This window comes from Vibrio sp. YMD68 (assembly GCF_029958905.1).
In the GTDB taxonomy this organism is placed as follows: domain Bacteria; phylum Pseudomonadota; class Gammaproteobacteria; order Enterobacterales; family Vibrionaceae; genus Vibrio.
On record NZ_CP124615.1, the window covers coordinates 81,979 to 105,130 of the forward strand.

Annotated in this window: 24 protein-coding genes; 20 read left to right on the forward strand and 4 right to left on the reverse strand. The window is 44.3% G+C overall.

What is annotated here, in order from left to right:
* Positions 1 to 52: 52 nt before the first annotated feature.
* The 6 genes from QF117_RS21940 to QF117_RS21965 are packed head-to-tail and all read left to right on the forward strand — an operon-like array spanning position 53 to position 2,108.
* On the forward strand, positions 53 to 271 hold the full coding sequence (locus QF117_RS21940; RefSeq protein ID WP_140277281.1) for a hypothetical protein: 219 nt from the start codon (positions 53 to 55) through the stop codon (positions 269 to 271).
* 13 nt (positions 272 to 284) lie between these two features.
* A complete protein-coding gene (locus tag QF117_RS21945; protein ID WP_140277278.1) occupies positions 285 to 722 on the forward strand; it encodes a hypothetical protein in 438 nt (145 codons plus the stop codon).
* A gap of 8 nt (positions 723 to 730) precedes the next feature.
* On the forward strand, positions 731 to 1,264 hold the full coding sequence (locus QF117_RS21950; protein WP_140277275.1) for a DUF262 domain-containing protein: 534 nt from the start codon (positions 731 to 733) through the stop codon (positions 1,262 to 1,264).
* Positions 1,265 to 1,287: 23 nt separating this feature from the next.
* Complete coding sequence (locus QF117_RS21955; RefSeq protein ID WP_140277271.1) at positions 1,288 to 1,524, forward strand: hypothetical protein; 237 nt, start codon at positions 1,288 to 1,290, stop codon at positions 1,522 to 1,524.
* A 13-nt stretch (positions 1,525 to 1,537) separates the two neighbouring features.
* Entirely contained in the window at positions 1,538 to 1,927 is a 390-nt protein-coding gene (locus tag QF117_RS21960; protein ID WP_140277269.1) for a hypothetical protein, read from the forward strand.
* A 7-nt stretch (positions 1,928 to 1,934) separates the two neighbouring features.
* Positions 1,935 to 2,108, forward strand: coding sequence for a hypothetical protein (locus QF117_RS21965; RefSeq protein WP_165615981.1), 174 nt, complete (start codon positions 1,935 to 1,937; stop codon positions 2,106 to 2,108).
* A gap of 25 nt (positions 2,109 to 2,133) precedes the next feature.
* On the opposite strand, the gene QF117_RS21970 is transcribed toward QF117_RS21965, so the two are convergent.
* Genes QF117_RS21970 through QF117_RS21985 form a run of 4 tightly spaced genes read right to left on the reverse strand, consistent with a single transcriptional unit; the run spans position 2,134 to position 5,643 of the window.
* On the reverse strand, positions 2,134 to 4,341 hold the full coding sequence (locus QF117_RS21970; RefSeq protein ID WP_229626485.1) for a DNA topoisomerase 3: 2,208 nt from the start codon (positions 4,339 to 4,341) through the stop codon (positions 2,134 to 2,136).
* On the reverse strand, positions 4,342 to 4,644 hold the full coding sequence (locus QF117_RS21975; protein WP_052481500.1) for a hypothetical protein: 303 nt from the start codon (positions 4,642 to 4,644) through the stop codon (positions 4,342 to 4,344).
* Positions 4,626 to 5,399 (reverse strand): hypothetical protein, encoded by a 774-nt coding sequence (locus tag QF117_RS21980; protein ID WP_282389539.1) that lies wholly within the window; start codon positions 5,397 to 5,399, stop codon positions 4,626 to 4,628. Before QF117_RS21980 ends, QF117_RS21975 begins: the two co-directional genes overlap by 19 nt.
* 4 nt (positions 5,400 to 5,403) lie before the next feature.
* Positions 5,404 to 5,643, reverse strand: a complete 240-nt coding sequence (locus QF117_RS21985) for a hypothetical protein (protein ID WP_017085216.1) — start codon at positions 5,641 to 5,643, stop codon at positions 5,404 to 5,406.
* 163 nt (positions 5,644 to 5,806) lie between these two features.
* Here QF117_RS21985 and mobH point away from each other — a divergent pair, with 163 nt between their 5' ends.
* The 14 genes from mobH to QF117_RS22055 all read left to right on the forward strand — a co-directional run bounded on the left by mobH (position 5,807) and on the right by QF117_RS22055 (position 23,145).
* Complete coding sequence (gene mobH / locus QF117_RS21990; RefSeq protein WP_140110309.1) at positions 5,807 to 8,881, forward strand: MobH family relaxase; 3,075 nt, start codon at positions 5,807 to 5,809, stop codon at positions 8,879 to 8,881.
* A gap of 6 nt (positions 8,882 to 8,887) precedes the next feature.
* Positions 8,888 to 10,756 (forward strand): conjugative transfer system coupling protein TraD, encoded by a 1,869-nt coding sequence (gene traD, locus QF117_RS21995; protein WP_079857410.1) that lies wholly within the window; start codon positions 8,888 to 8,890, stop codon positions 10,754 to 10,756.
* A gap of 9 nt (positions 10,757 to 10,765) precedes the next feature.
* Positions 10,766 to 11,350, forward strand: a complete 585-nt coding sequence (locus QF117_RS22000; RefSeq protein WP_053309170.1) for a hypothetical protein — start codon at positions 10,766 to 10,768, stop codon at positions 11,348 to 11,350.
* Positions 11,307 to 11,936, forward strand: a complete 630-nt coding sequence (locus QF117_RS22005; RefSeq protein WP_104975125.1) for a DUF4400 domain-containing protein — start codon at positions 11,307 to 11,309, stop codon at positions 11,934 to 11,936. Before QF117_RS22000 ends, QF117_RS22005 begins: the two co-directional genes overlap by 44 nt.
* A 16-nt stretch (positions 11,937 to 11,952) precedes the next feature.
* Positions 11,953 to 12,354 carry a hypothetical protein gene (locus QF117_RS22010; protein ID WP_014386708.1) on the forward strand — a complete coding sequence of 134 codons (402 nt, stop codon included), beginning with the start codon at positions 11,953 to 11,955 and terminating at the stop codon, positions 12,352 to 12,354.
* Positions 12,355 to 12,522: 168 nt separating this feature from the next.
* Complete coding sequence (locus QF117_RS22015) at positions 12,523 to 12,666, forward strand: hypothetical protein (protein ID WP_172686189.1); 144 nt, start codon at positions 12,523 to 12,525, stop codon at positions 12,664 to 12,666.
* A gap of 157 nt (positions 12,667 to 12,823) precedes the next feature.
* Positions 12,824 to 13,105 carry a type IV conjugative transfer system protein TraL gene (traL, locus tag QF117_RS22020; protein ID WP_014386709.1) on the forward strand — a complete coding sequence of 94 codons (282 nt, stop codon included), beginning with the start codon at positions 12,824 to 12,826 and terminating at the stop codon, positions 13,103 to 13,105.
* Positions 13,102 to 13,731, forward strand: coding sequence for a TraE/TraK family type IV conjugative transfer system protein (locus QF117_RS22025; protein ID WP_069541822.1), 630 nt, complete (start codon positions 13,102 to 13,104; stop codon positions 13,729 to 13,731). The genes traL and QF117_RS22025 overlap by 4 nt, the downstream gene beginning before the upstream one ends.
* A complete protein-coding gene (locus tag QF117_RS22030; protein WP_069541823.1) occupies positions 13,721 to 14,668 on the forward strand; it encodes a type-F conjugative transfer system secretin TraK in 948 nt (315 codons plus the stop codon). The genes QF117_RS22025 and QF117_RS22030 overlap by 11 nt, the downstream gene beginning before the upstream one ends.
* Positions 14,669 to 14,671: 3 nt before the next feature.
* On the forward strand, positions 14,672 to 16,021 hold the full coding sequence (locus tag QF117_RS22035) for a TrbI/VirB10 family protein (RefSeq protein WP_079857411.1): 1,350 nt from the start codon (positions 14,672 to 14,674) through the stop codon (positions 16,019 to 16,021).
* A complete protein-coding gene (gene traV, locus QF117_RS22040) occupies positions 16,021 to 16,569 on the forward strand; it encodes a type IV conjugative transfer system lipoprotein TraV (RefSeq protein ID WP_083612628.1) in 549 nt (182 codons plus the stop codon). The genes QF117_RS22035 and traV overlap by 1 nt, the downstream gene beginning before the upstream one ends.
* Positions 16,570 to 16,583: 14 nt before the next feature.
* Positions 16,584 to 16,958 (forward strand): TrbC/VirB2 family protein, encoded by a 375-nt coding sequence (locus QF117_RS22045; protein ID WP_014386714.1) that lies wholly within the window; start codon positions 16,584 to 16,586, stop codon positions 16,956 to 16,958.
* A gap of 94 nt (positions 16,959 to 17,052) precedes the next feature.
* On the forward strand, positions 17,053 to 17,427 hold the full coding sequence (gene traA / locus QF117_RS22050; RefSeq protein ID WP_089204935.1) for a TraA family conjugative transfer protein: 375 nt from the start codon (positions 17,053 to 17,055) through the stop codon (positions 17,425 to 17,427).
* 207 nt (positions 17,428 to 17,634) lie between these two features.
* Positions 17,635 to 23,145, forward strand: a complete 5,511-nt coding sequence (locus tag QF117_RS22055) for an Ig-like domain-containing protein (RefSeq protein ID WP_282389541.1) — start codon at positions 17,635 to 17,637, stop codon at positions 23,143 to 23,145.
* The last annotated feature ends 7 nt before the right edge of the window (positions 23,146 to 23,152 follow it).

Below are 23,152 nucleotides of genomic sequence, written 5' to 3' on the forward strand. Positions count from 1 at the left end.
CATCGCATCATAATATAATACTGTAAAAGAAGGTAAAAAATCGGTGAAGTTAATGGCAGAACGTAATCATGAACATGGCAAAGTCGCCATCACGAAAGATACCAATGGTAACTTTTATATCGAGCTAGAAAATGCACAGGGTGATGCAATTGCTCAGGCTATCTTGACTGCTGAGGATTTTGCTCATGCAATCACAGGAAAGCACACCAATGCTGATATTCGCGTCTACAGAAACGTCGTTGCAACTATTGATAAAAAGCAAGGATCATAATGGAAGCGAAATTATGACAGCTCAAACAACCTCCCAGACCATTGAATCAGAAGCTGATTACCATTCAAAGCTATCAAGAGTAGAAGTACTTATCGTTCAAAAATCTCTTAGTAAAGACGAAGAAGCTGAGCTCAATATGCTGGTGGATGCCATTGAAGCCTATGAGACAATCCACTATCCAATGAGACAGTATACGGACTTAGAAAAGCATCTTCTAAAATTAGGCTTTACTGAGCTGTTTGGGGTTGGTCTGTGGGCCAAAGAAAAGTTCGGTACAGTTGTAGATACCAACTCAGGGACCGCAAAGGTTATTCCTCACATTGAAGCCTCTTTTGACAACTATGTTGGTTTTGCTGAAACCGTTGTTGATCTAAATGCCGCAATAGAAAAATCAGAAAATAGCGAGTTCTTCATTAATGAGCGTGCTAGAGCACGAGAGCAATCAAAGTAAGTAAGATCATGACAAATAAAAAACAAAAAGAGCTGTCCTTTAGACTGCCTCGACCAATCATTGCATTTTCATCTGGTGGGACAAGTCTAAGTGAGCTTGTCAGAGGTAATGGCTATGATGAGTCTGCTTATCCTTGGGCTGCAAGAATGCTTGGTAGATTTCCTTTGCCCAGCTGGCAAAGAGGGTTGGTTTGGACAGAAGAGCAGAACCAAAACTTTATCGAGTCTGTGTTTCAGGGGTATGACCTTGGCTCCATCATGGTGAATAGCTGGCAAGAGGGAGATAACGGTGTGATGATCCCTATGTCAGATATCTTATTGGATGGGCAGCAGCGTACTAATGCAGTAATTCAATTTACAAGGAATGCATTTCCCTATGAAGGTTATTACTGGAACGACTTAAATAGGAGGGAGCAGAGAGTTTTTCTGGAGACTCAGATCGGTATTAAGAAAACACGATGCTTTGACGAAGAAATTTTGAAAAAAGTTTATAACCATTTGAACTTCTCTGGGGTGCGTCACGAACTCTCTCAAATGGCTTAATGTCTGTCTATGGGGAAATTTTGATGTTTTTTTATCTGTTTAATTGGAAGGTTAAGCTAGGTGTTATCTTAACTGTAGGTTTGTTTTTGGGAGCAGTGATTACCTTTGTTGTTGCTTGGGGAACACCAATGCCAAAAGATGTCTTTTCTTACGCGAGTTATTTTATATCATATCGTTGGTTTTTATTTTTCATTGTTAGTGGTTTGTCAGTTGGATCTGCAACAATGAAGTATCATGAAAAAATAATGCAAAGTATTTAAATAAGGTCTAGCAATGTTAGAGCAGTGTCCATATTGTGGAGCGACTTTTACAGTTAATGAAATTGGAGGTGGTGGAATTTGTGGTGCTTGTAGAGAGCCTATAGATTGTCCGCATTGCCAAAAGACAGTTCGAGAAGAGCGAACCACAGGCTTTTTCAAAGAAACTCTTATTGCTGCACCAGATAGCTCTATTTCACAGTATTTAGGGATTACAGATGAAGAGTGGGATGAGTTATCAGTTGAACTGAATGCTAATGATGGGAGTAGTGGAGATATGACTTACTGTTATTGGTTTGAGGTTCCAGAAAGTATATCAGAGGCCATTCAGAATAAAACTGGGTGGGAGGTCGGACAAATTATTGATGATATCCCTGTTTGGGTTGTTGAGAACAATTTTAGGTGACACAGTTATGTGGTTTAAAAAGCACTTTGAATCGTTTTTAATCAGGGTTGCTGCGTGGATTTTGTTGGAAAGAAATGTGTCACGTTCACCAGTGATCAGTCGTCAAGACAACAATGCCATGTTCGAAATGGCGTATGAACTTCGGGAAATTGATAAACGAATACGAAGTGAGTACAAATAGAAACGGGGCCGAAGCCCCGAGAAGTTTAGTCAAATAACTCTTCCAGAGATTTTTTCTTCCGAGAGTACGGCATCGTCGATTTACAATCAGGATACCCAGTACAACCCCAAAAAGAGCTAGCTCGCTTTTTACCTGGAGCCTTACCTTTACGTAGGCGCATTGGCTTGCCGCAGTCAGGACAATCAGGACAATCCTCAGCAGCAATACGCTTTTCTGGTTTCCCACGATTATCAGGAAAAGTTTTTCTACAGGTTTGGTTTTGGCAACCCCAAAAGAAACCGTCACTACCTTTGATGCGTTTTAATTTACCACCACAGTTAAAGCATTCATGAGTAGGACCTTCCGCATTTTTGAAAGCCTTAGCTAAGATGCCTTCTGGCTGAGTTAGGGTTGGAGCATTCTGTTTGAGTTGTTGGATCATTTGAACAATCCAACCTGAGATTTGCTGCATAAAGACGGACATGTTTCCGTTCCCTGTCGCTATCTTCTCCAGTTCCTGTTCCCAAGCCGCCGTCATGCCTGGGCTTTTGATCGCTGCTGGTACGACAGCAATAAGTGCGTGAGCTTTATCTGTGGCGATAAGGAGCTTTTTCTTTCTCTGCAAGTACCCTTTATCGACCGCACCCTGAATAATGCCTGCACGGGTAGCTGGGGTGCCGAGGCCAGCGGTGTCTTTTAGGATTTGCTTGAACTTTTCTTCTGTGACAAAGCGAGCAATGTTTTCCATCGCGCTTAGTAGTGTGGCTTCGGTGAAATGAGGTGATGGCCGAGTCATTTTGTCAGTGATTACCGAATCATTGATCAAGGCTGGTTCACCCTGGCTAACTTTCGGTAATTTCTCTTGCTCTTTTGGTCCATCAAGATCATCGCCTTCATCTTGAGGGGATGATTCTGCATCATTGTTGAATAGTACTTTCCAACCTTGACGTAAAGGAGTTTTGCCGTTGGCCGTGAACGAATGATTGCCGCATTGAACATCAATTGTAGTTTTGTTGAATTCAAAAGGACTGTAGAACTGGGCGATGTAGAAACGACGAATTGCATCGTACAGATTGAACTCTTTTTCGCTCATGGCACTTATGTTGGTTTTGGCCGGAGTTGGAATGATGGCATGGTGAGCGGTGATTTTTTTGTCATTGAACGCTCTTGATGATCTCGATTGGTCTGCTCCAGCCACCAGCCCTGAAACACGCTGATCCGAAAGAATCAGAGCTTGAAGAATATCGGGGATATCCTCTTTCTGTGATTCTGGCAGGTATCTGCAATCTGTACGGGGGTAGGTGGTTGCTTTGTGCTTTTCGTACAAAGCTTGTGCTGCATCAAGTGTTTCTTGCGCACTGTACCCCCAACGTTTGGCCGCGTATTGCTGTAAACTAGTCAAATCAAATGGAAGAGGGGCTGATTCCTTGCCAGCTTTTGTTTCAGCCTTACTTATAAGTGCTTGTGCTCCTTTTACTTGAGCGGCTACTTGCTCTGCATACGCTTTGTTTGTACATCGCCCTTGATCGTCAGAGCACTCTTCTGGCGGCACCCAGTGAGCAAGGAATTGACCGTTTTGAACAGATACACCGACGTCCATCGTCCAGAACGGTGATGGTTTGAAGTTGGCTATTTCACTGTCTCGCTGGCACACAAGGGCGACCGTGGGGGTGATTACTCGTCCTATATGGAGCGTTTGCCCGAAGCCAACCTCTCTTGCAAGTACTGTATAACAGCGAGACATGTTCATACCCACTACCCAGTCAGCTCGCTGGCGAGATAGGGATGCGTAATAAAGAGGTATTGTCTCCTTGCCATCTTTGATGTTTCGAAGTGCTTTTCTGATACTGCTTTCATCAAGAGCAGTTAAACAAACTCGTTTTACGGGGCCTTGGTATCGGAATCTATCGAGTAGGGAACGAGCGATCGCTTCGCCTTCTCTGTCATAGTCAGTCGAGATATAAACTGTGCTGGCTTTTTTCACCAGCTGCTCGATCACTTTATATTGCTTGGAAGAGCTACGCCTCACCTTGCTACGCCATGATTCAGGAGAAATAGGCAGTGTTTCAAGGGACCATGCTTTATATTTCTCGTCATAGTCATCGGGCATATAGAGTTCTAATAGATGACCAAGAGCCCAGGTTATTGCCCGGCCACTTCCATCATGAATAAAACCGTCGCCGTGCTGAGTTACTCCCATCACAGCTGCGAGGTCTTTTGCTTGGGATGGCTTCTCACAAATGTACAGATCCATTTAAGCGCACTCCTTTGGTTTGAGCGCGATGTCTTGAATACCGTTTTGCTGCGTAGAAAGGTTGGTCAGCTGTTTCCAGTTTTCGGAGGCATCGGCTATTAAGGGGGATTTCTCTGTGCCAGCAATAAAAGCTAGGTTGGCAGAGATAACGACTGCTGCTTCTTCCGGAGTGCCACGTTGTCCGGCCTCAACCAGCATGATGTTCAGCTCATCAAAGAGCTCAGCTTTAGCTTGAAGAACGAGAAGCTCTTCTTCCGTCAACTGAGTATGTGATGAGCTGGTGGTTACTTTATGGCTTTGCATGGGTTTACCACTGTAAATGGGCGAGTAGAACTGCGAACGATGTTGCGCTGTTCATTCGTCATTTTTTGTGATGTGCAAAATTGCGTCCAAGCGGTGAGATAATCTTGGTAAGTGTGTTGTGGCGGATTGCACTGACCAACCAGATCGCTTGGGATGCTGCCTGTTTCGCCTTTTTCTTTCTCGATGAACTGCCAATCGCGTTCATCCATGCCATTACCGCTATCACAGAAACGCTCCCAGCGTGATAGTTCGTATAAGGAGTACCCTTTGCCTTTCACACCAGAAGAAAGTTTTTTGTATGCGGAAATGGCATCTTCCATGTTGGAACCATTTTTATCCTTCTGCTGTTTTATCAATGCGCTTTCATTATTCGCGCCGAGACTACTTGGACCTAATACATGGATGTAATCGGGTTTGCGAAATGCTGCTTCACCCAGTCCTAAATCTTCATAAGAAACATTGAGACCACGATCTACACGATCTTGCTTCTTATGTGCTTCGATATCAGCACTGCCACGATTTTCAGCAATATTCAAAAGGAAGTAATAGGCATCGACATCATCATCAGACGCAAGCAGTTTGTCAGCCTTCGCTTCGTAGATAGGAAGGTTCTCTTGAATCCATTGATCTGTCGGCTGCTGAGGAATGCCGTAGCGTTGGTGCAATTCTGCGTTTGTTGGTGGGATATCTTTGGTTGAGGAACACCCAGCCAAAATAGCTAACCCTACAAGTACTACTAATTGCTTTTTAATCATCTGCTTACCCATTGAATTGTTGCTCCAACCATTGTTCATCAATGGTGTCGATTGTCCGGCCATCACTGTTGCTTAAAAGCTTACGAGTAATGGCTGTTGTCCAGTTATTAACAAGAGACATGTCAGACTGAGCCTGATGCAAAGCCTCTTTGTCTCCCTGCATGTTGTTAGCGGTTACTGCCTGTGCTTGGCGCTTTAAAGCATCAAGTGCCAAATAGGCAGCATCGGGCAATGTTCTTTCCATACAACTCTCCTGATACCAAATAATGATGCTGTGTATTTTATCTGGTCACTCAATCATCTCTGACGCCTCAAACTGCCCAAAATGGACAGGAGGGGAGATATGAGAAGACAAAAGGGTCTGCGAGCATATACGCACGGAAAAAGCGCAGGTAAATAAGAACCAGATGATAAGTAGTGCCTTTAAAAAATTATTTGGTGGGCGCGGTGAGAAAAAAGTAGAGGTAGTAGCTTCCCAGATTAGGGATTTAGCTGACGAAGAGATACCTCGATACCCGCCGTTTGCCAAAGGGCTACCAATGGCCCCAGTCGATAAAGTGTTGCAGACACAGAACGAACTTATTCAAAAAATCAGGAGCACTTTAGGTTTTACTCAAGAAGAGTACGACCGTTTAGTCATGCCTGTAATTGGCCGTTACGCGGCGTTTGTTCATTTATTACCAGCATCCGAAGCTCATCATCATCGGGGTGCTGGTGGATTGTTTCGTCATGGGCTGGAGGTGGCCTTTTGGGCAACACAGGCATCTGAGTCAGTTATTTTCTCAATTTCAGGCTCCCCTCGTGAACGAAGAAACAATGAGCCGCGATGGCGTTTGGCATGTTGTTTTTCAGGGTTATTGCATGACGTTGGTAAGCCATTGTCTGATGTTGTGATCACAAACAGCGATGGTAGTAAAACGTGGAACCCATATTCAGAAACTCTGGTTGACTGGGCTAAGCGCCATAATGTGAGTCGTTACTTTCTTCGTTGGAGAGATAGAGAACACAAACGGCACGAGCAATTTTCGCTGCTGACCGTCGAACGAATTTTGACTCCAGAGGCTTTGGAGTTTCTAGCTGATCCCGGCAAAGACATTGTTGAATCCATGCTACAGGCAATATCAGGTCTTAGAATCAATGACCCGGTAACAAAGCTAATGCTTAAAGCTGATGGTGAAAGTGTTTCTCGTGACCTCAAACAGAATCGCCTAGATGTCGATGAGTTTGCTTACGGTGTTCCTGTTGAGCGTTATGTATTTGATGCTTTACGTCGATTGGTTAAAACGGGCAAATGGAAAGTCAATGAGCCTGGCGCGAAGGTGTGGCATTTACATCAGGGTGTGTTCATTACATGGAAGCAGGGAGCCAGTGATATTTATGACTTGTTAACGGAAGATAAAATTCCTGGCATTCCTCGTGATCCAGATACCTTGGCTGATATTTTAATTGAGCGTGGTTTTGCTCTGAAAAACGTATTACCAGAGCATGGCAAAGATGTTTTCTATCGTTATTGGGAAGTGATCCCTGAATTACCTCAAGAAGGGGAAGAAGTCACAGGGAAAATCAAAATGCAGATGCTGCGTCTTGAATCGTCGGAGTTGGTTTTTACCACTGAACCGCCTGCGGCCATCGCGGGTGAAGTTATTGGCGATGAGGACGAACAGGAACTTGATGCCAGTGAGCTTGATGACGATGCTCCGGAAGATGGAGATGAGAACTCTGATTCGCTCACCGCTACACCAGAGCCTATTGGTTCTCTTGATGATGGATTCGAAATTCCAGATTTTATGGCAGCACCGCCCTCAACGGACTCTCAATCATCGGAACCGAAAGGTGGCACTTCCACCGATACCAAAACAAGCAAGAATGACGATAAAGCTGATGCCCCAAAAGAACCATCAGCACAAGAAATCGCTCAAACCGCAGCACCATTAGCATTAGACGATCCATTGAAAGGGCTGAAAGATGCTGGTGGGGCATTAGGAGTTTGCGATTTCCCATTCGACGCATTTGGGCTCAATACCGAGCCTGATACAACACAAAAAGACAAAGCTGAAACGCCAAATGTTCCAACAGAACAAAGCGAAGAGGACACATCTTTACCCGGCATAGACAACATTCGCTCGGGTAAGAAGCGTCAACCTAAAGCATCCGCAAACACGGCAGCATCCTTGTCACCGAATGAGTTTTTTGGCCCTGAACCGAGCGCAATATTTGATGCCCCACCAATGCCGCCAGAGGATATGTTTGCACCAATAGATGCTGTCCCTTTGGATGCCTATGACTACTCCCATGAGATGGAAGAGCGTGAAGAGTTTGTTCCAACAGAACATTTCCAAGATGCAGAGACATATTCTTCTAGTCAGCAGGATAAATCGAGTGATGTTGATGTGCGTGGTCATTTGGAGAATGTTCTAAGTGGATACGGCGCGGCAGAAAGTATTTTAAAAGAAGCCATTATTCCTGTGCTGGATGGACACAAAACATTAGGTGAAGTGCTTTGCTTTATGAAGAAAAAAGCAGTGATCCTTTATCCAGAAGGTGCCCGAGCACTTGGGGCTCCAGCCGAAGTCTTGAACACGTTATTTGACGCTGGCGCTATCGTGCCTGACCCAGTTCATCCAAACCGGAAGGTTCATGATTTTAGTGGCATTAAAGGGTTGTTACTTTCTTCTGATATCTCAGATGTTATCAAAGCTGCGATAGAACAAGCTGAGAAAGACTTTGACCCAATTCGTGAAGTTAGTGCGCTAAATGATAAACGCCAATCTGGCAAGAAAGCTGAAAAGGCACACTCAGAAAAGAAGGTTAAGAGCCAGCAAACCAACCAATCTACGCCGAAAAAGCCTAAACCTGCAATGGATATTTCGGCATTACTGCCCGGAGAGCAAACAGGTGGCCGCTCATCTGAGAATAAAAGAATCGCACAACAAACGGCACAAGGTAAGAAGGGCACAGCAGCTAAAACTCAAACCGAACAGCACAAAAATGAGAGTGAAAACAGTGCTTCTAATGAGGAAAAGCAAAATGTGTCACGTTTACCTAAGCGCCAAAAACCAAAGACAACGGTAAATAAACCACCAAAAGAAACGCGGCCAGTGAGTCTGGATTTCGATTCTGATTTAGAACTGCCAATGACAAAAGTGGTCGGGCAAATAGATCTAGAAGACGAGGAACCTAAAAAGCCTCAGAAGGCGAAAGAAATTAGTGATGAGGACTTTTTACCTCCTCAGTCTGACATTGATGCAGAGGAGGCAATTAGGCTTCTGAAAGAAATGATAAAAAACCAAAAAGGACGATGGTTAGTCGGTCCGGTCATTAAGGAGGATGGGTGTTTGGTAACAAGCGATAAGGCTCTGGAGAAAGTAACTGGTGAGTGTACGAATCTTAGCAAATCTATGCTGAGAGCATTACTCGCTAGTGGGCAACGACGCCCAAGAATGACTATTCGCCAGGGGAATTTAAGGTTAGAGGTGGAGTAAAGATAGATGAGCATGGATTATGACCCACTTGGGTATGAAATGCCGTGGAGGCCAAATTTTGAAGGTCGTGCAGCGCTAGGGTGGGCAGCTGCCAGCGGTGTGGCCTTGACGGTTAATCAAATGGCAGAGTCAATGCCTCCGGAACCGTTTTATTGGATGACTGGTATTTGTGGTGTTATGGCAATGTCCCGAATCCCAAAAGCCATGATGTTACATCGTCTCCAGAAGCATCTATTTGGTCGTGAACTGGAATTTATCTCTTTAAAAGAGCTAGAAAAAATGATGGCTGGCTCAGAAGATGATATGTGGCTTGGTCATGGTTTTGTATGGGAAAAGCGTCATGCTCAGCGTGTATTTGAAATCATCAAACGTGACTGGCACACCTTTACTGCTCAAGAGCCTTTAATCAAGAAGACGGTTCGCGTCCTTAAAGGCAAAAAGAAAGAAGATCCAATGGGGCAAACATGGATTCACGGTGTTGAACCAAAAGAAGAGAAGTTGATGCAACCGTTGAAGCATACAGAAGGCCACACGCTTATTGTAGGTACAACAGGTTCAGGCAAGACTCGTATGTTCGACATTATGATCACGCAGGCTATCTTGCGCAATGAAGCAGTGATCATTATCGACCCTAAGGGTGATAAAGAAATGAGGGACAATGCAAGGAGAGCTTGCGAAGCTATGGGCCATCCAGAGCGATTTGTTTCCTTTCACCCTGCGTTCCCAGATGAATCCGTGCGATTGGACCCTCTACGTAACTTTAGCCGTGTGACGGAGATTGCGAGCCGTTTGGCCGCGTTGATACCTTCGGAGGCAGGTGCAGATCCATTCAAATCATTTGGTTGGCAAGCACTGAACAATATCGCTCAAGGTCTTGTACTGACTTATGAACGTCCTAGCATTGTTCTGTTGAAACGATTTTTGGAAGGTGGTGCCGCAGGTCTGGTTATCAAAGCTGTACAGGCTTATTCAGCACGAGTAATGGAAGACTGGGAATCAAAAGCAGCACCATATTTGGAAAAAGTGAAAAATGGCAATAGAGAAAAGCAAGCCTTTGCCATGATGAAGTTCTACCAAGATGTTATTCAACCAGAGTTCCCTCACTCAGATTTGGAAGGCTTATTGTCGATGTTCCAACATGACTCGGCACACTTCGGGAAAATGGTTGCTTCACTGCTTCCTATCATGAACATGCTTACCTCGGGTGATTTAGGAAAGATGCTGTCTCCCGATTCAAGCGATGTCGATGATACCAGGCCAATAAGTGACTCAGCCAAAATAATAAACAATGGCATGGTTGCATACATTGGTCTGGATAGTTTGACCGACAGTATGGTTGGTTCTGCAATCGGCTCTCTTTTCTTATCTGACTTAACAGCTGTTGCTGGTGATAGATACAACTTTGGTGTCAACAATAAGCCCGTCAATATCTTTGTGGACGAAGCCGCAGAGGTGATCAATGACCCATTCATTCAGCTTCTCAACAAAGGTCGTGGCGCGAAACTTCGACTATTTGTTGCAACACAAACATTCGCTGACTTTGCCGCTCGGATGGGTAGTAAAGATAAAGCACTACAGGTTCTGGGAAACATTAACAACACATTCTCATTGCGTGTAATTGATCCTGAAACACAAAAGTTCATTACAGACAACTTACCGAAAACACGTTTGAACTACGTCATGAGAACGCAGGGCCAAAATACGGATGGTGAGCAGCCGATTATGCATGGGGGCAACCAAGGGGAACGGCTTATGGAAGAAGAAGCTGAATTGTTCTCTACGCAACTCCTGGGGATGCTGCCCAACCTTGAGTACATAGCCAAAATCTCTGGGGGGAAGATAGTCAAGGGACGGCTACCTATCTTGACATCTTAATGGCGAAATATGAGTGCGAATAAGTATAAAAATTATGAGGTTACTAGAGTGGTTGATGTGAATCCGCACAAGAAAGTACTAAGCGTGATCCGAAAGCGTGATCGAAAAAATGCACACACACTGGCACTGCTGTTTTTTGATTGGCCTGCAACCAATGATGTGATTGAGCAACTATGTTGTTTCATCACGGATGGGATCAAATCGGAGAAAGAGCCAGTGATTTATCCGATTTTGGAAGAGGCATTAGATAAATATAGCGGTGTAGTGTTCCATGCGAACAAACGTAAGTACGAGGACCCGGTAAGACTAGGGGTTTTCTTGGAAACCATCATCACTGAAACAGCCAAAGCGCTAGAAATTGAGATTGAAGATTCACTAGGTAACAAGTGGTCTGTGGAGAAAGGTGAGCCTTTTTCTCACTGGCTTGCAGACCATAAAGGTGAATTATTCATTGTTCCACATCAACATCAGAATGAATGCAAACTTCGCAAGGCTTTGTATCAGTTAGTCGCTAGCGAAAGTGTAAAAACAGTATTAAGGAGAACCAATTATGAAGAAGCCGTTGTGGCTGGTCGTTTGGTTGCTAGTCATTGAGGTCTTGGTGATTCTTTTGCTAGTACCTGGTGATTGGACAGATAAAACAATTCAGCGTGAATCAGAGCTGGTGGAGCAGAACTTAGGCTATGAAGCTAGACAGTGGATTAGTGATACAGCTGGGGACTGGTACAAAACTAGTGTGCTTGATTCTGGCTTTTATGCTGCTATGTATCACACGTTAATTCCAACAGAAGAGGAACGTAGAAAGTCGAAAGGAATGGAGAATATGGGCCAAGCATGGTTCGTTTGGGTGGAGGGGCGAATTGAAGCCTTTACCAATGTAATTTACCAGTTCTACACGCGGTTAGCACTTTTGTCCTCATGGGCACCGTATCTGCTCATCTTGTTCATCCCGGCTGTTTATGACGGTTTGATGAGTTGGAAGATCAAACGAACCAACTTTGACTATGCGAGCCCTGTTGTCCACCGATATAGCATTCGAGGAACGTTCTTCCTAAGCATGGGGCTGTTTATTACCTTTTTTGCTCCCATAGCTCTAAATCCAATTGTAATCCCCGCTGTGATGATGCTCTGTTGTGTGTTGTTGGGACTTGCATTCGGCAATTTACAAAAACGAGTTTAACCAAAGGATATTCAATATGAAAAAGACTGCGCTAACAATCATTGCTGCATTCATGCTTGCAGGTCCAGCAGTGGCGAAGACAGATAAACCCTATACGGAGGAAGTGGAAACTTTCTTTGAGACCTTCGAACTGATGTGTGAAAGTTGCGCCGAAGTTTCGGAGTTTATGGTTCAGACACTAGAAGAGAAGTGCGATCAACCGATAACTATAGAAAATATTCAGAATGTAACGAAAACACACCCTCTCTATGCATTTCTTCTGGCTATGGGGAACATGAACCCAGATGGAAAACCTCTTAGCTTTCAGTCTGCCGCTGACAACGTGGACTGTAACGATGGAATGAAGTGGGTAGAAAAGACCCAAAGCGCGATGAAAGCAGCATATCAAGAGCAGAAGAAGCAAGCGCAAAACGGATAATTCACATTTCATTGCAAAGGCGGCCATTTATTGGCCGCTTTTTTGTGTCACTCACTTTCACATGTGAAAGTCTTAATGCTTCCCAAATGGACAAATACAGCGCTGTGAAATGAGCACGAGATCAGGTGAGAATAAAGAAAAATTAAATAGCAATCAGTTGGAGGTTATATGTCTTCTCATACTCATACAGCAAATAGTTCTGAACGCTCTGGAGCCTTATGGGGCGTAGGGCAAATTATCCTTTGGCAGTTAATCTTTGCCGTAGGTTTCTTTTTTGGTATTCAGTATGGCGATCTTGTTCGCTTGTTTTAACCTTTCACATTACCCGCTCTAAAAACGGCTTTATGCCGTTTCTCTCTTTATAAGACCACTTTTCGCCCAAGTTGCCCAAAAAGGGCGTTAGCCCGTGGCGTGTTTGTTGAAAAAATCTTCCAGAATTGGCGACATTGGAAATTGGAAGAGATATGGAATGAAGCCCGTCAAAATCCCACGTCGTATAGACGAACCGCCGCACATGCTGCTCTGGAGTGCAGATGAGCTGGCTCCTATGCTTCTTGGCCTTGTCATCGGAGTGATGATGGGCAAAGCCTTGATTTTTTTCTTAATCGGCTTGGCCGTGACCAATTTATATCGTCGATTTCGTGATAACCACCCTGATGGCTACATGCTTCACATGCTGTATTGGGGGGGATTCATCGCAACAAAAGCAAAATCTTTGAAAAACCCATTTATCCGGAGGTATTTCCCTTGAATTTAAAGGCGTATTTAAAAACCTGGGAGGGCACTCAGGCTGAAAATAAATGGGGGCGAGTCTTCGTCCTCGGTCTGATCTTCACCGTCTTGCTGCTAGCTGTGAAGTTGTTTAGCAAAGAGACCATTGTGACCGTTCAGCCTTGGACTTTGAATGAAGAAGCTTGGGTATCACAAAAAAATGCCTCTCAATCATACAAAGAGGCGTGGGGATGGGCTCTTGGAACGCTGATGGGTAACGTAACTCCCGGCAACGTTAACTTCATCAAAGAACGTATGGAGCCAATTCTAGCACCGACTATTTATCAAGAGTTTATTGATGCACTTGAAATCCAAGCGCAAGAGATTCAAGCAGACCGAATCACTATGCGATTCGAACCTCGTTTCGTCGAATACGAAGAAACGACTGACAAGGTTTTTGTGTATGGGCACTCCTTTGTTAAGGGGGCTGCTTTTGACGCAAAAGAGCAACGTACAGACAGAACATACGAGTTTGAGCTCCGCGTTTCGAACTATATGCCTGTCCTTGATTATATGACCACTTATGAAGGTCGCCCTCGAACGAAGAGTGTTTTAGACAAATTAGAACGTAAAGAAGAGAGCCGGAGAAAGCGTAATGAAGGTTAATTCGATTGTTTTGGCGCTTTCAATTGCGCTTGGTGTTTCAAGTGCAGTGAATGCATCAGATGAAATACCAGTTGTTCCTGTCAGTGTTATGAAGAACAACGTTCCAGCCCCAATAATCCCTGATTCAGTAGCCAAACAAAGAGCTACAACTACTCAGGCCAATAGCTCGAATCTGGCTGGTGGTTACACTGAAAACTCACAACTGGTTATGGAGCCTGGGGTTAATCAGATCATCCCTATTGCTATTGGTCATCCCAACCGAATCGTTACTCCATTTGGTAAGCCGGAAGTGACGTCAACATCCTTACAGCCGGGGCAAAATAAAGGTGAATGTGGGGAAATATGCATCAAAGAGAATGTTATCTATGTGGCTACGGCCAAAGAATACCCAGTAACCATGTTCATTACAGAAAAGGGCTCAGAAGCTCGTGCGCTGAGTTTAACAATGGTTCCTCAAAGAATCCCACCTCGTGAAGTGTTTTTGAAGCTCGACAATAACAGCTTAATACCTGGCATGTTTGCAAACAACAAAGCTAAAAGCTGGGAGCAAAGTCAGCCATATATCGAAACACTTCGAACAGTATTCAGAAAACTGGCTCTTGGTGAAATCCCTAATGGCTACTCCATGAATCGAACTCCAAGCAATGTTCAATTACCTCAGTGTGCGCAGCCTGGTATTTCAGTCAATTTTGCAAATGGACAAATGATGATGGGGCATCATTTGACTGTATTTGTAGGTATTGCTCGAAACGTCACAAGTGAACCTATTGAGTTCAAAGAGCAATCTTGCGGAAACTGGAGTGTTGCTGGTGTGACTTCATGGCCGCATAAGGTTCTTGAGCCAGGCCAGAAAACCGAAGTGTACGTGGCAGTAAAACAGCGCGAGAAAACCGAATCGGCTACTCGTCGTCCTTCACTGTTGAGCGGAGGAATGTAAACGATGATTAATATGAATTGGTGGAACGAGCTCGATCCAAACAAAAAGCGTTGGGTTGCTGTTGCAGGTGGTGTTTTCGTTCTGTTTGTGGCTGTGAGTCTTTTTTCTGATGAAGGTACAAGTGACTCCAGCAATAAAAGTCGTAAAGAAACCATCCGTCACGTATTAACAGATAAAGGTACTCGTGAAGCGGGTATGGATGCATTGGTTGGCAATCTCAAAACAACTAAGGCTGAACAAGAGCAGTTACGTCGTGAGCTGGACAGAGTAAAGCGTGAGTTGGAAGACACAAAATCAAAAGCTGGCGCATCAGTAGATATCGGTAAAGAGCTTGATCAACTAAAGCGCGATGTTAAGGAGCTTTCTCAAGAAAATAGAAACTTAGCGCGAGATTTAGAAAAAGCTCAGAAAGACGCTGAAAAACGTTCAGGGAAGCCAACAGCTGGTGGCGCTGAAACTGGTTCGACAGAGGAACAGGGCGCTCAACAAGCTGGTGGATACACCTCTACCGAAAAGCTTGATTACAAGGACCCTAATGAGTTCTTTAAGAAAGCTCCACTACCAGCTGACTCTCACAGCAAACCAACGGGTAAGGAATCGGATAGATCAGGTAAACCTACCGCTCAACCGGGAATTCGAATTGTTAACTACACAGAGTACAACGAAGCAGAAGAGAAAGCGGCGGAAGAGCAGGAGGACCAAGACAACTCTATCTACTTACCTGCGGGTTCAATTCTTACTGGTGTAACGATCACTGGTATGGATGCTCCTACCGCAAAGGGAGCAAGAAAAGACCCTTTCCCAGCAACAATTCGACTCCAGAAGGAAGCTATTTTACCTAACCGATTCAGAGCCGATGTTCGTGAGTGTTTCTTGATTGTATCCGGTTACGGCGATCTGAGCTCAGAAAGGGCATATCTACGAGGCGAGGTTATTTCCTGTGTTCGTGAAGACGGCGGCGTAATTGAGTCTCGCTTGGACGGATATGCAGTGGGTGAAGATGGTAAAGCTGGTGTACGTGGCCGCTTAGTATCTAAACAAGGTGCAATGATAGCCAAATCTTTGACGGCTGGTTTCTTGAGTGGCTTTGCTCAAGCGCTTGATACAAACCCAGTTCCAGTTATCAACACTAATCCAACAGACACACCTGTATATCAACAAGTGTTCAATGAAAACACTTTGCAGAGTGGTATATCAAAAGGCGCATCAAGTGCGATGGAGAAGGTTGCTCAGTTTTATCTTGATATGGCTGAGGGAATGTTCCCTGTAATAGAGGTCGATGCAGGTCGTCAAATTGACGTAATTATCACCAAGGGACAGCAACTAAAACTTAAATCGCAGGGGACAAAATAATGACGAAAAAAACACAAAAGCTGACCAGAAAGGGCAGTTTCACAGGGGGCTTTCCAATGGTTAAGCCCATAAAATCTACAGTGTCGATGATTTTGGGCAGCGCTTTATTGCTATCAGGCTGTACCTCAATCGGCAGTGATGAGTATAGCTGTTCAGGTATTCCTGATGGTGTTCAGTGTATGTCAGCGCGAGATGTCTATGCGGCGACAAACGATGGCAATATCCCACGCTCAGTAAAGCCTGGAGAAGAGCCTGTTTCTGTTTCAGGAGAAATAGCCAACTCATCATCGACGGGAGATTCAGTGATAGACAATTACGTCACACCGCGCCTCCCGAATCGTCCGGTGCCTATTCGTACTCCAGCACAGGTCATGCGCATATGGGTAGCCCCTTGGGAGGATACTAATGGTGACTTGATTGTGACTGGGTACGTTTACACCGAAATAGAACCGCGCAAGTGGGTAATTGGGGAAGGCACTCAACAAGATGTACCTATGCTCAAACCCTTGCAAACGATAAAACCCAAAGCTAATTCAGAAACTAAATAGGAGAACTTAGCAAAATGAACGTCACATCCACATCAAACAATAAAGTCAACCTTTTGTTCTGGGTGGCGTTGGCTCTGGTGATCAGTTTTATGTTTGCCAATCAAGCCCACGCTGGTACAGGCGGTACAGAATTTGATGATATCTGGACCACCATTACTGACTGGACTCAAGGTACGCTTGGCCGAATCATCGCAGGTGCAATGATCTTGGTAGGCATCGTTGGTGGCATCGCTCGTCAAAGCTTGATGGCATTTGCGATGGGTATCGGCGGCGGTGTCGGCTTGTACAACAGCCCTACCGTTGTTGAATCTATCATGACAGCAACTCTTGAAACTGCTGACAAAGTTGCCCCAGTTGCAATTCAACTAAGCAACGGATTAGGTATGTGATTTCATACCTAATAGTACTTTGTAAGTACTTGATATAACGGGCAGTTGAATATCTCAACTGCCTTTTTTAAGACTGAAAATCAGGAAAACAATCATGGAAATTACAAATAAGGCTAACAATAAAGCCAATCTTCTTTTCTACGTCGGTTTAGTAATGATCGTTGGGCTTATGTTTGCGAATCAAGCTCACGCTGGTACTGGTGGTACAGAGTTCGATGACATTTGGACCACCATCACCGACTGGACTCAAGGTACACTGGGCCGCATTATTGCTGGTTCAATGATTTTGGTAGGTATCGTTGGTGGTATCGCTCGTCAAAGTATCATGGCATTCGCAATGGGCATCGGCGGTGGCGTTGGTCTATATAACAGCCCTACGGTTGTAGAAGCGATTATGACCGCTACATTAGAGTCAGCTGAAAAAATTGCTCCAGCAGCTATTCAGATCAGTAACGGCTTAGGGCTATAAGGTCTCAATACTCACTTTAATCCCTCCTTTTAAACTTGGCATTTTTGGTTTCAGTCGTCAGAAAATGCCAAGTGATCCCCCTCCCATAAAAACGCTTTAAAAACGCTCAAATTGGGCAGTTACACAGTCTGTGTATAGCCGATTACTCCAGTAACCTCCTGTATTGGGTTCTTGTAACCCTATTCAATAGCTATTGGAGAAAACATTATGAATAAGTTCAAGCTAAGGCTACCAGTCTTGCTTGGTGCGATGGCCGCAATTGCTGCGCCATTAGCTCAAGCGGAATTGTTAGAATACAGCTTTAATACACCTGATGGTGCAGAACGCACATTATCTCCAAGCACCGTTTACGCCAACCCAACAGGGAACATAAAGTTCGCGTTGAGTGCAGGGATCGACCGTAAGGTAAAAATCTCTATCGTAAGGCCAGACGGTTCAGTGGTGAATTCGGCTACGAGTCACCTGCTTGGAGGCACAGACCGTATTACAGTTAATGGAAAATCCTACTATGGTGCGGAGTTAGAACTAGCCGCGCCAGGAGAGGGCGAGTATTCATTTAAGGCAGAAATTCTTTCTTCTGATGGTGAATCTGTTCAAACAGACAATTATAAAGTGTATGTGGACCTTACTGCTCCGACTTTATCTAATGTCGTTGTTAAAGGGGAGTGGAATAGAACGTTATCAGATGGGACATTGTTGAGGGGGCCTAATCGTTTTTCTGGAATAGAAGTGGATGCATCTGATGAGAATGGAGTTGAAAGCGTTATTGCTTACTCTATTGATAGTAAAGGTGTAAAACACGGTAATGCATCAACCGAATTAGGTGATAGGGTTGCTCAGATGAATGACTGGCATACAGTTTTCCCTAATGGGGAAGATGTATATACCCTAAATTTTGTCGCTACAGACAGGGCTGGTAACTCGTATACATTGAGTTATCCGATTGCATGGGACAGTGTTGGTGCAAAAACGGGGGAGAACCCTGTTCCTGTAGCTATCTATGATCCCAATAATCCAGCAGCTGGTTCCTATACTGTTAATGGCAACAGTGTTACTGGCTACGTGCCATACAGCCCTGGAATGACCGTTTACTCAGACAGTTACCATGCGCTGTTTGCTATACCTAAAACCAACGATTATGGCAGCACACCATATGGCGTAAATGAAGGTGGTTGGTGTAGTAGGAACTGTATTTCAAGTACAGTAGTAGTAACGGATAATGATTATGTCTACAAGCGAACACAAGATGATATATTCACAAGTGATTCACAGAAGACAAAAGCATTTGGTATTTATGACTGGGTAATGAACTCTGGTGGAAGTTATGCGGTTACTGTGACCCCATCATCAGCAGTCAAAATTGCTCCTGTTGTAAAAAATGTTGAATATCTTCGTAGTGACGACATATGGGTTTATGGTGATGGAGCTATCAACCAAAATTCTTTAAATGCGTTCAAAAAAGTTAAAGTAGAGGTTGATTCTCGTCCGTATACACAAGTTGTATCTGGCACATGGTTATCAGCAGTAACTATTCCGCCAGGACAAACAGTTGTAGAAGCGGATATTGATATATCGTTTAGTGGACGAGGTTGTTCATGGCCGGGATATGGTTCTCAACCGGAAGGGGTTTCTGAACTAGCCTCAACGTTATTGCATAAAACCTTCTGTTATGATTTGGGGTCTCCAGAAGTTATATCTTTGGTAACAAAGGATAACTCTACTCTTGTGACTCATTTGCGAGAACCAGATTCATTTGATGGATGGGGATATGGTCGTTGGATAATCAGTGGTAACTCATCTGTTGCAGCTGTAACTGCTCAAGGTGATGAAATTCCTTTAGAAAGGAAAGCTTTTGAGCGTTCAACAACACACGACTGGAGCATGGAATACTCCTCTCGAAAATTACCAGAAGGCAGTTATAAAGGTTATGTTGTAACTGCGATAGATGGGTTTGGTAATACAACGAGGAAAGAGTTTTTTGCTCCAGAATATAGTTTTGAAATCGATCAAACGCCTCCTTCATTGAACATTTCAGTTGACTCTGGCGCTTCTATTAAGACACTAGATGATGTGATAATTAGTTTGAGTGATGTTGTTGATAGTAACCCTCAAATCACATCCATAGCTTTAGTTGGTGGTCCAGCTAATGAGTCTGTTCAATTGTCATGGCGTGAAGAATCAAATGGTCGATTCCGTTTGGAATACCCTGTGATGTTCCCTTCTTTGGCAGAAGGTGAGAGTTATACTCTGACTGTAAAAGCTGTGGATCACCAGAGTAACGAAGCGACAAAAGCCGTAGAGTTTGACTATAAACCTCGTGAAATTACGCTTTCAGGCGGATTTAACGGCAATATGGCTATTCCGGCAGTTCCGTATGAGTTTACCTATGCAGACGGTAAGAACATCATTGAAACTGAACCTCTAACGTTAAGTGATGGTTCGGTCGTAACTGGCTCATACGACGTTATGGTGACATTGCGAAGTGATGCTCAAATTCCTTTGGTGGTAAACGGTATTCGAGTTGAACCAGGCCAAACAGCTGACATTATGAAAAACCATAGCTTTGCTTCTACTGGAGGACGATTAAGTATTCCAGTTCGAGCTGTTGATGGTGCAGATGCTGGCACAGCAAGCCTTTTGGTTATGACGACAGCGCCTAACTCTCCAGTTTTGGTAGCCAATATCAAAACATGGAAAGCGAGTGAAAGCTTAACGGCCAATACTTGGGAAGTTCGACAAGTCATCGACAACTTCAATGTCCAAGTCTCTGCCGACTCAGGAGTACCATGTCGCTATTCGACGAACCTGCAAGAAGCTCAATCATCAGATCCTATCAAAGACCCTGTGTGTTTTGTTGAGTGGGAGCAGATTCCAGATGAAGCCGAAGTGGTAAACAGTAATCGAGTTGCTGGTATATCTGGTCAAGCATTGCAGATCGGTGAACAGGATGTCACTTATGGTGTATATCTGTTTAACGGCGAAGATAAGGTAAAAATCGGCGGCGGTAACAGAAAGCTAAATGTGGTCTCTGCTTTGGGTTCAGTAACTTACTTACCAGAGTCAGATATTGCTCAAGTAGACCGTGTTATCCAGAACTTAAATGTTCAGTTACGACAAACCTCAGGTCCAAGCTGTATCCTGACGATGGATGCTGAAAAAGCCAAGCAAGATGAGAGTGGACGTGTATCCGAAGCGGCGCACAGAAGCTGCTTATTTGAGTGGAAAGAAGTTCCAGAAGGGCTGCTACAAGATACTCGATACGACACACCCACACTAATTGGTTCATTGGCAGAAAAAGCAACGGTTCCTTTAAGTTGGCGCGTTAGCATTTTCTCTCGTAGTGGAGCTCGTGTAGCGTTAGCGGATGAGACCTTTAACATCGAGGTTGTTGACCCAGCGGTTCCCCAAGTTGATCTGATGACCGATTATCACTTCAAGGACAACATCTACATCGTTCCTATGACTGGTGATTATTTCGGTGATGTCCAAGTGAATGCGAAGCCATCAGACTTGAGGGTTTCTATCTCTAGGAACAATGAAACACTTGAGTCAGAAGTGCATTCATCCGGTATGGGTACAGCGATGAAGGTGAATCGTCGTATTCGAACAGATGACCGCAAACTGTGGGAAGAAGTAACCTACCAAGTTGACTCTTCATATGAAAAAGTACCTGAAATTAAGAGCACTAAAGAATATCGACTGATTGCAATGCCAAGCAAAGGTATTCGTCCAATGCTGTCAATGGATGGTAATACTGTTCTCGATATCCAAACGCTGAACGTAAAAGTCGATATACGCGATTTGTACCGTGGGAACGACGAATATGATGAAGCAACTATGGGACAGTGGAAGGTTCGTCTGTCTCGTCAGATCTCTCCAGGAGAGATTGAACCAATGTCAGAATGGGTGGATGCAGAAAACGGTTCAGCTGAAATAGCAGTTGAAATGTCGAAAGTAGACTCTAGCTACATTCGATTTACCGCAGAAGCGAAGCTTGTTAGCCCAGTTGAAGGATATGAACGTATCGAGGCATCTCCAAGCCCAATTTTTGCTACGGTTCTTCGTGGTAACAAAATTGATGGTGAGGTTACAACTCGTCGTTTATCAGGTGCAGCTCCTTTCAATGCCGCTTTTAAGTTAGGTATTGTCGATCGACTTGATTATCGTTCAGTTGGAGATGTCTTCTGGGAAGTGAGTAATGACGACGGCCAGACATGGAATGAACATGCTACAGAAGAGCGTAGAAAGTACAGTTTCGTAGAGAGTTTTGGTGTTGGTAAATATCTAGTTCGAGCTAAAGTTGTAAACGTAAACTCGGGCTTAGAAAAGTACACTGAAAATGTAGAAATTGTTTCGTATGAAGCGCTTGAAGTTGATGTTCCTGGTCCAGATACGCTCTTGGTGGGTAGTTCTTCTGAATACTCAGCGACCATTATGGATGGCGAGAACGCATTTGATGCAAGTAAAGCTGTGATTGAGTGGTCAGAAGATGGTGGTAAGAATTACACTACTGCGGCTCCACGTATCACGCTAACCAGAGAAGAACCACAACGAGTTAAGTTAATTGCTCGTGTACGTTCGACGATGGCTCCAGAAGATGATGCGTATGCGTATAGCCAAGCCAAGAAAACCGTAGAGTTTAAAGCTGTTAAAGCTCCGCGTATTCGTATTGATGGACCTCGTTTAGTAGAGAAAGACTTTACTTACAAACTAACCGCAGATACTCGACTGCCTTATCGAGATTTGGATGCCGAAGTTAAGGGTTTCTTCACGCTTCCTGATGGAACCATTATTGAAGGCAACACTGCTGAGTACGTTCCAAATCAAGCAGACTTGGATCAAGCTCGTGTTGAAATCAAATACACAGCATGGATCGACGGTTACAAAGAGTCTTCTACATCGGAAACGGTATACAAAGCTCGCGTATGGCAATATGTCTGGCCTGAGTTTGCACTCAGCTACAGAGCAAATGCAGATGTAGCACCAGCTATTGTTAGCGCTTCTGTCCGTCCTGTTGGATTCCGAGGCAAGCTTGAAGAGCCTACCTACGAATGGATCTTACCGGAAGGTGCAAAGCTTAAAGATCAACGAGACACGTCTCGCTCTTTTGAAATCACAGAGCCGGGCGAGCACCTTGTGAAGGTCATTGTGCGCGATGCTCGTGGTAACGAAGCAGAAGCTCAGTTAGCTATAACGATAGGTCAAGCTGAAAGCTATAAGGTAGAGTTAGAATACTCAGGCTCGAATAAGTTGGATCGTGAGCCTCTGGATGTTCTGGTTCGTCCATATATTGAAGGTGGACACCCAAGAGACCGAATTAATGTGATGCAGTACACCGTTAATGGAAAGTCTCTTGAGGATACTGGCCGTTATGGACGAATGACGCTTGAAGCGGGAGAGCACACAATTAACTTCCGGATTAAGTCTGATATGGGCAAAGAAGTGGAGAAAGAGTTGAAGATAAAAGTTATCGAAAACCAAGCTCCGGTTTGTTCTATCGAGCATAGAGAAAGCACATTCGCATGGCTTGTTTATGCCTCATGTGATGATGTCGATGGTCGCGTGAAAGGATTTGAATGGACGCTTAATGGTGAATCTGTTGCCTCTTCATCACGAAGATTGACGATCAGCAAACGCAGCTATGATGCAATGCCAGAAGTTACTTTGACTGGTATAGATGATGCTGGTGGTCGCAGTGATCCTGTGACTCTTCAATAAAATTATG

Bases quoted from the DNA above. Each gene is read 5' to 3' on its own strand.
- QF117_RS21940 (WP_140277281.1), top strand. From the start codon at position 53: ATGGCAGAACGTAATCATGAACATGGCAAAGTCGCCATCACGAAAGAT.
- QF117_RS21945 (WP_140277278.1), top strand. From the start codon at position 285: ATGACAGCTCAAACAACCTCCCAGACCATTGAATCAGAAGCTGATTAC.
- QF117_RS21950 (WP_140277275.1), top strand. From the start codon at position 731: ATGACAAATAAAAAACAAAAAGAGCTGTCCTTTAGACTGCCTCGACCA.
- QF117_RS21955 (WP_140277271.1), top strand. From the start codon at position 1,288: ATGTTTTTTTATCTGTTTAATTGGAAGGTTAAGCTAGGTGTTATCTTA.
- QF117_RS21960 (WP_140277269.1), top strand. From the start codon at position 1,538: ATGTTAGAGCAGTGTCCATATTGTGGAGCGACTTTTACAGTTAATGAA.
- QF117_RS21965 (WP_165615981.1), top strand. From the start codon at position 1,935: ATGTGGTTTAAAAAGCACTTTGAATCGTTTTTAATCAGGGTTGCTGCG.
- QF117_RS21970 (WP_229626485.1), bottom strand. From the start codon at position 4,341: ATGGATCTGTACATTTGTGAGAAGCCATCCCAAGCAAAAGACCTCGCA.
- QF117_RS21975 (WP_052481500.1), bottom strand. From the start codon at position 4,644: ATGCAAAGCCATAAAGTAACCACCAGCTCATCACATACTCAGTTGACG.
- QF117_RS21980 (WP_282389539.1), bottom strand. From the start codon at position 5,399: ATGATTAAAAAGCAATTAGTAGTACTTGTAGGGTTAGCTATTTTGGCT.
- QF117_RS21985 (WP_017085216.1), bottom strand. From the start codon at position 5,643: ATGGAAAGAACATTGCCCGATGCTGCCTATTTGGCACTTGATGCTTTA.
- mobH (WP_140110309.1), top strand. From the start codon at position 5,807: ATGATAAGTAGTGCCTTTAAAAAATTATTTGGTGGGCGCGGTGAGAAA.
- traD (WP_079857410.1), top strand. From the start codon at position 8,888: ATGAGCATGGATTATGACCCACTTGGGTATGAAATGCCGTGGAGGCCA.
- QF117_RS22000 (WP_053309170.1), top strand. From the start codon at position 10,766: ATGAGTGCGAATAAGTATAAAAATTATGAGGTTACTAGAGTGGTTGAT.
- QF117_RS22005 (WP_104975125.1), top strand. From the start codon at position 11,307: ATGAAGAAGCCGTTGTGGCTGGTCGTTTGGTTGCTAGTCATTGAGGTC.
- QF117_RS22010 (WP_014386708.1), top strand. From the start codon at position 11,953: ATGAAAAAGACTGCGCTAACAATCATTGCTGCATTCATGCTTGCAGGT.
- QF117_RS22015 (WP_172686189.1), top strand. From the start codon at position 12,523: ATGTCTTCTCATACTCATACAGCAAATAGTTCTGAACGCTCTGGAGCC.
- traL (WP_014386709.1), top strand. From the start codon at position 12,824: ATGAAGCCCGTCAAAATCCCACGTCGTATAGACGAACCGCCGCACATG.
- QF117_RS22030 (WP_069541823.1), top strand. From the start codon at position 13,721: ATGAAGGTTAATTCGATTGTTTTGGCGCTTTCAATTGCGCTTGGTGTT.
- QF117_RS22035 (WP_079857411.1), top strand. From the start codon at position 14,672: ATGATTAATATGAATTGGTGGAACGAGCTCGATCCAAACAAAAAGCGT.
- traV (WP_083612628.1), top strand. From the start codon at position 16,021: ATGACGAAAAAAACACAAAAGCTGACCAGAAAGGGCAGTTTCACAGGG.
- QF117_RS22045 (WP_014386714.1), top strand. From the start codon at position 16,584: ATGAACGTCACATCCACATCAAACAATAAAGTCAACCTTTTGTTCTGG.
- traA (WP_089204935.1), top strand. From the start codon at position 17,053: ATGGAAATTACAAATAAGGCTAACAATAAAGCCAATCTTCTTTTCTAC.
- QF117_RS22055 (WP_282389541.1), top strand. From the start codon at position 17,635: ATGAATAAGTTCAAGCTAAGGCTACCAGTCTTGCTTGGTGCGATGGCC.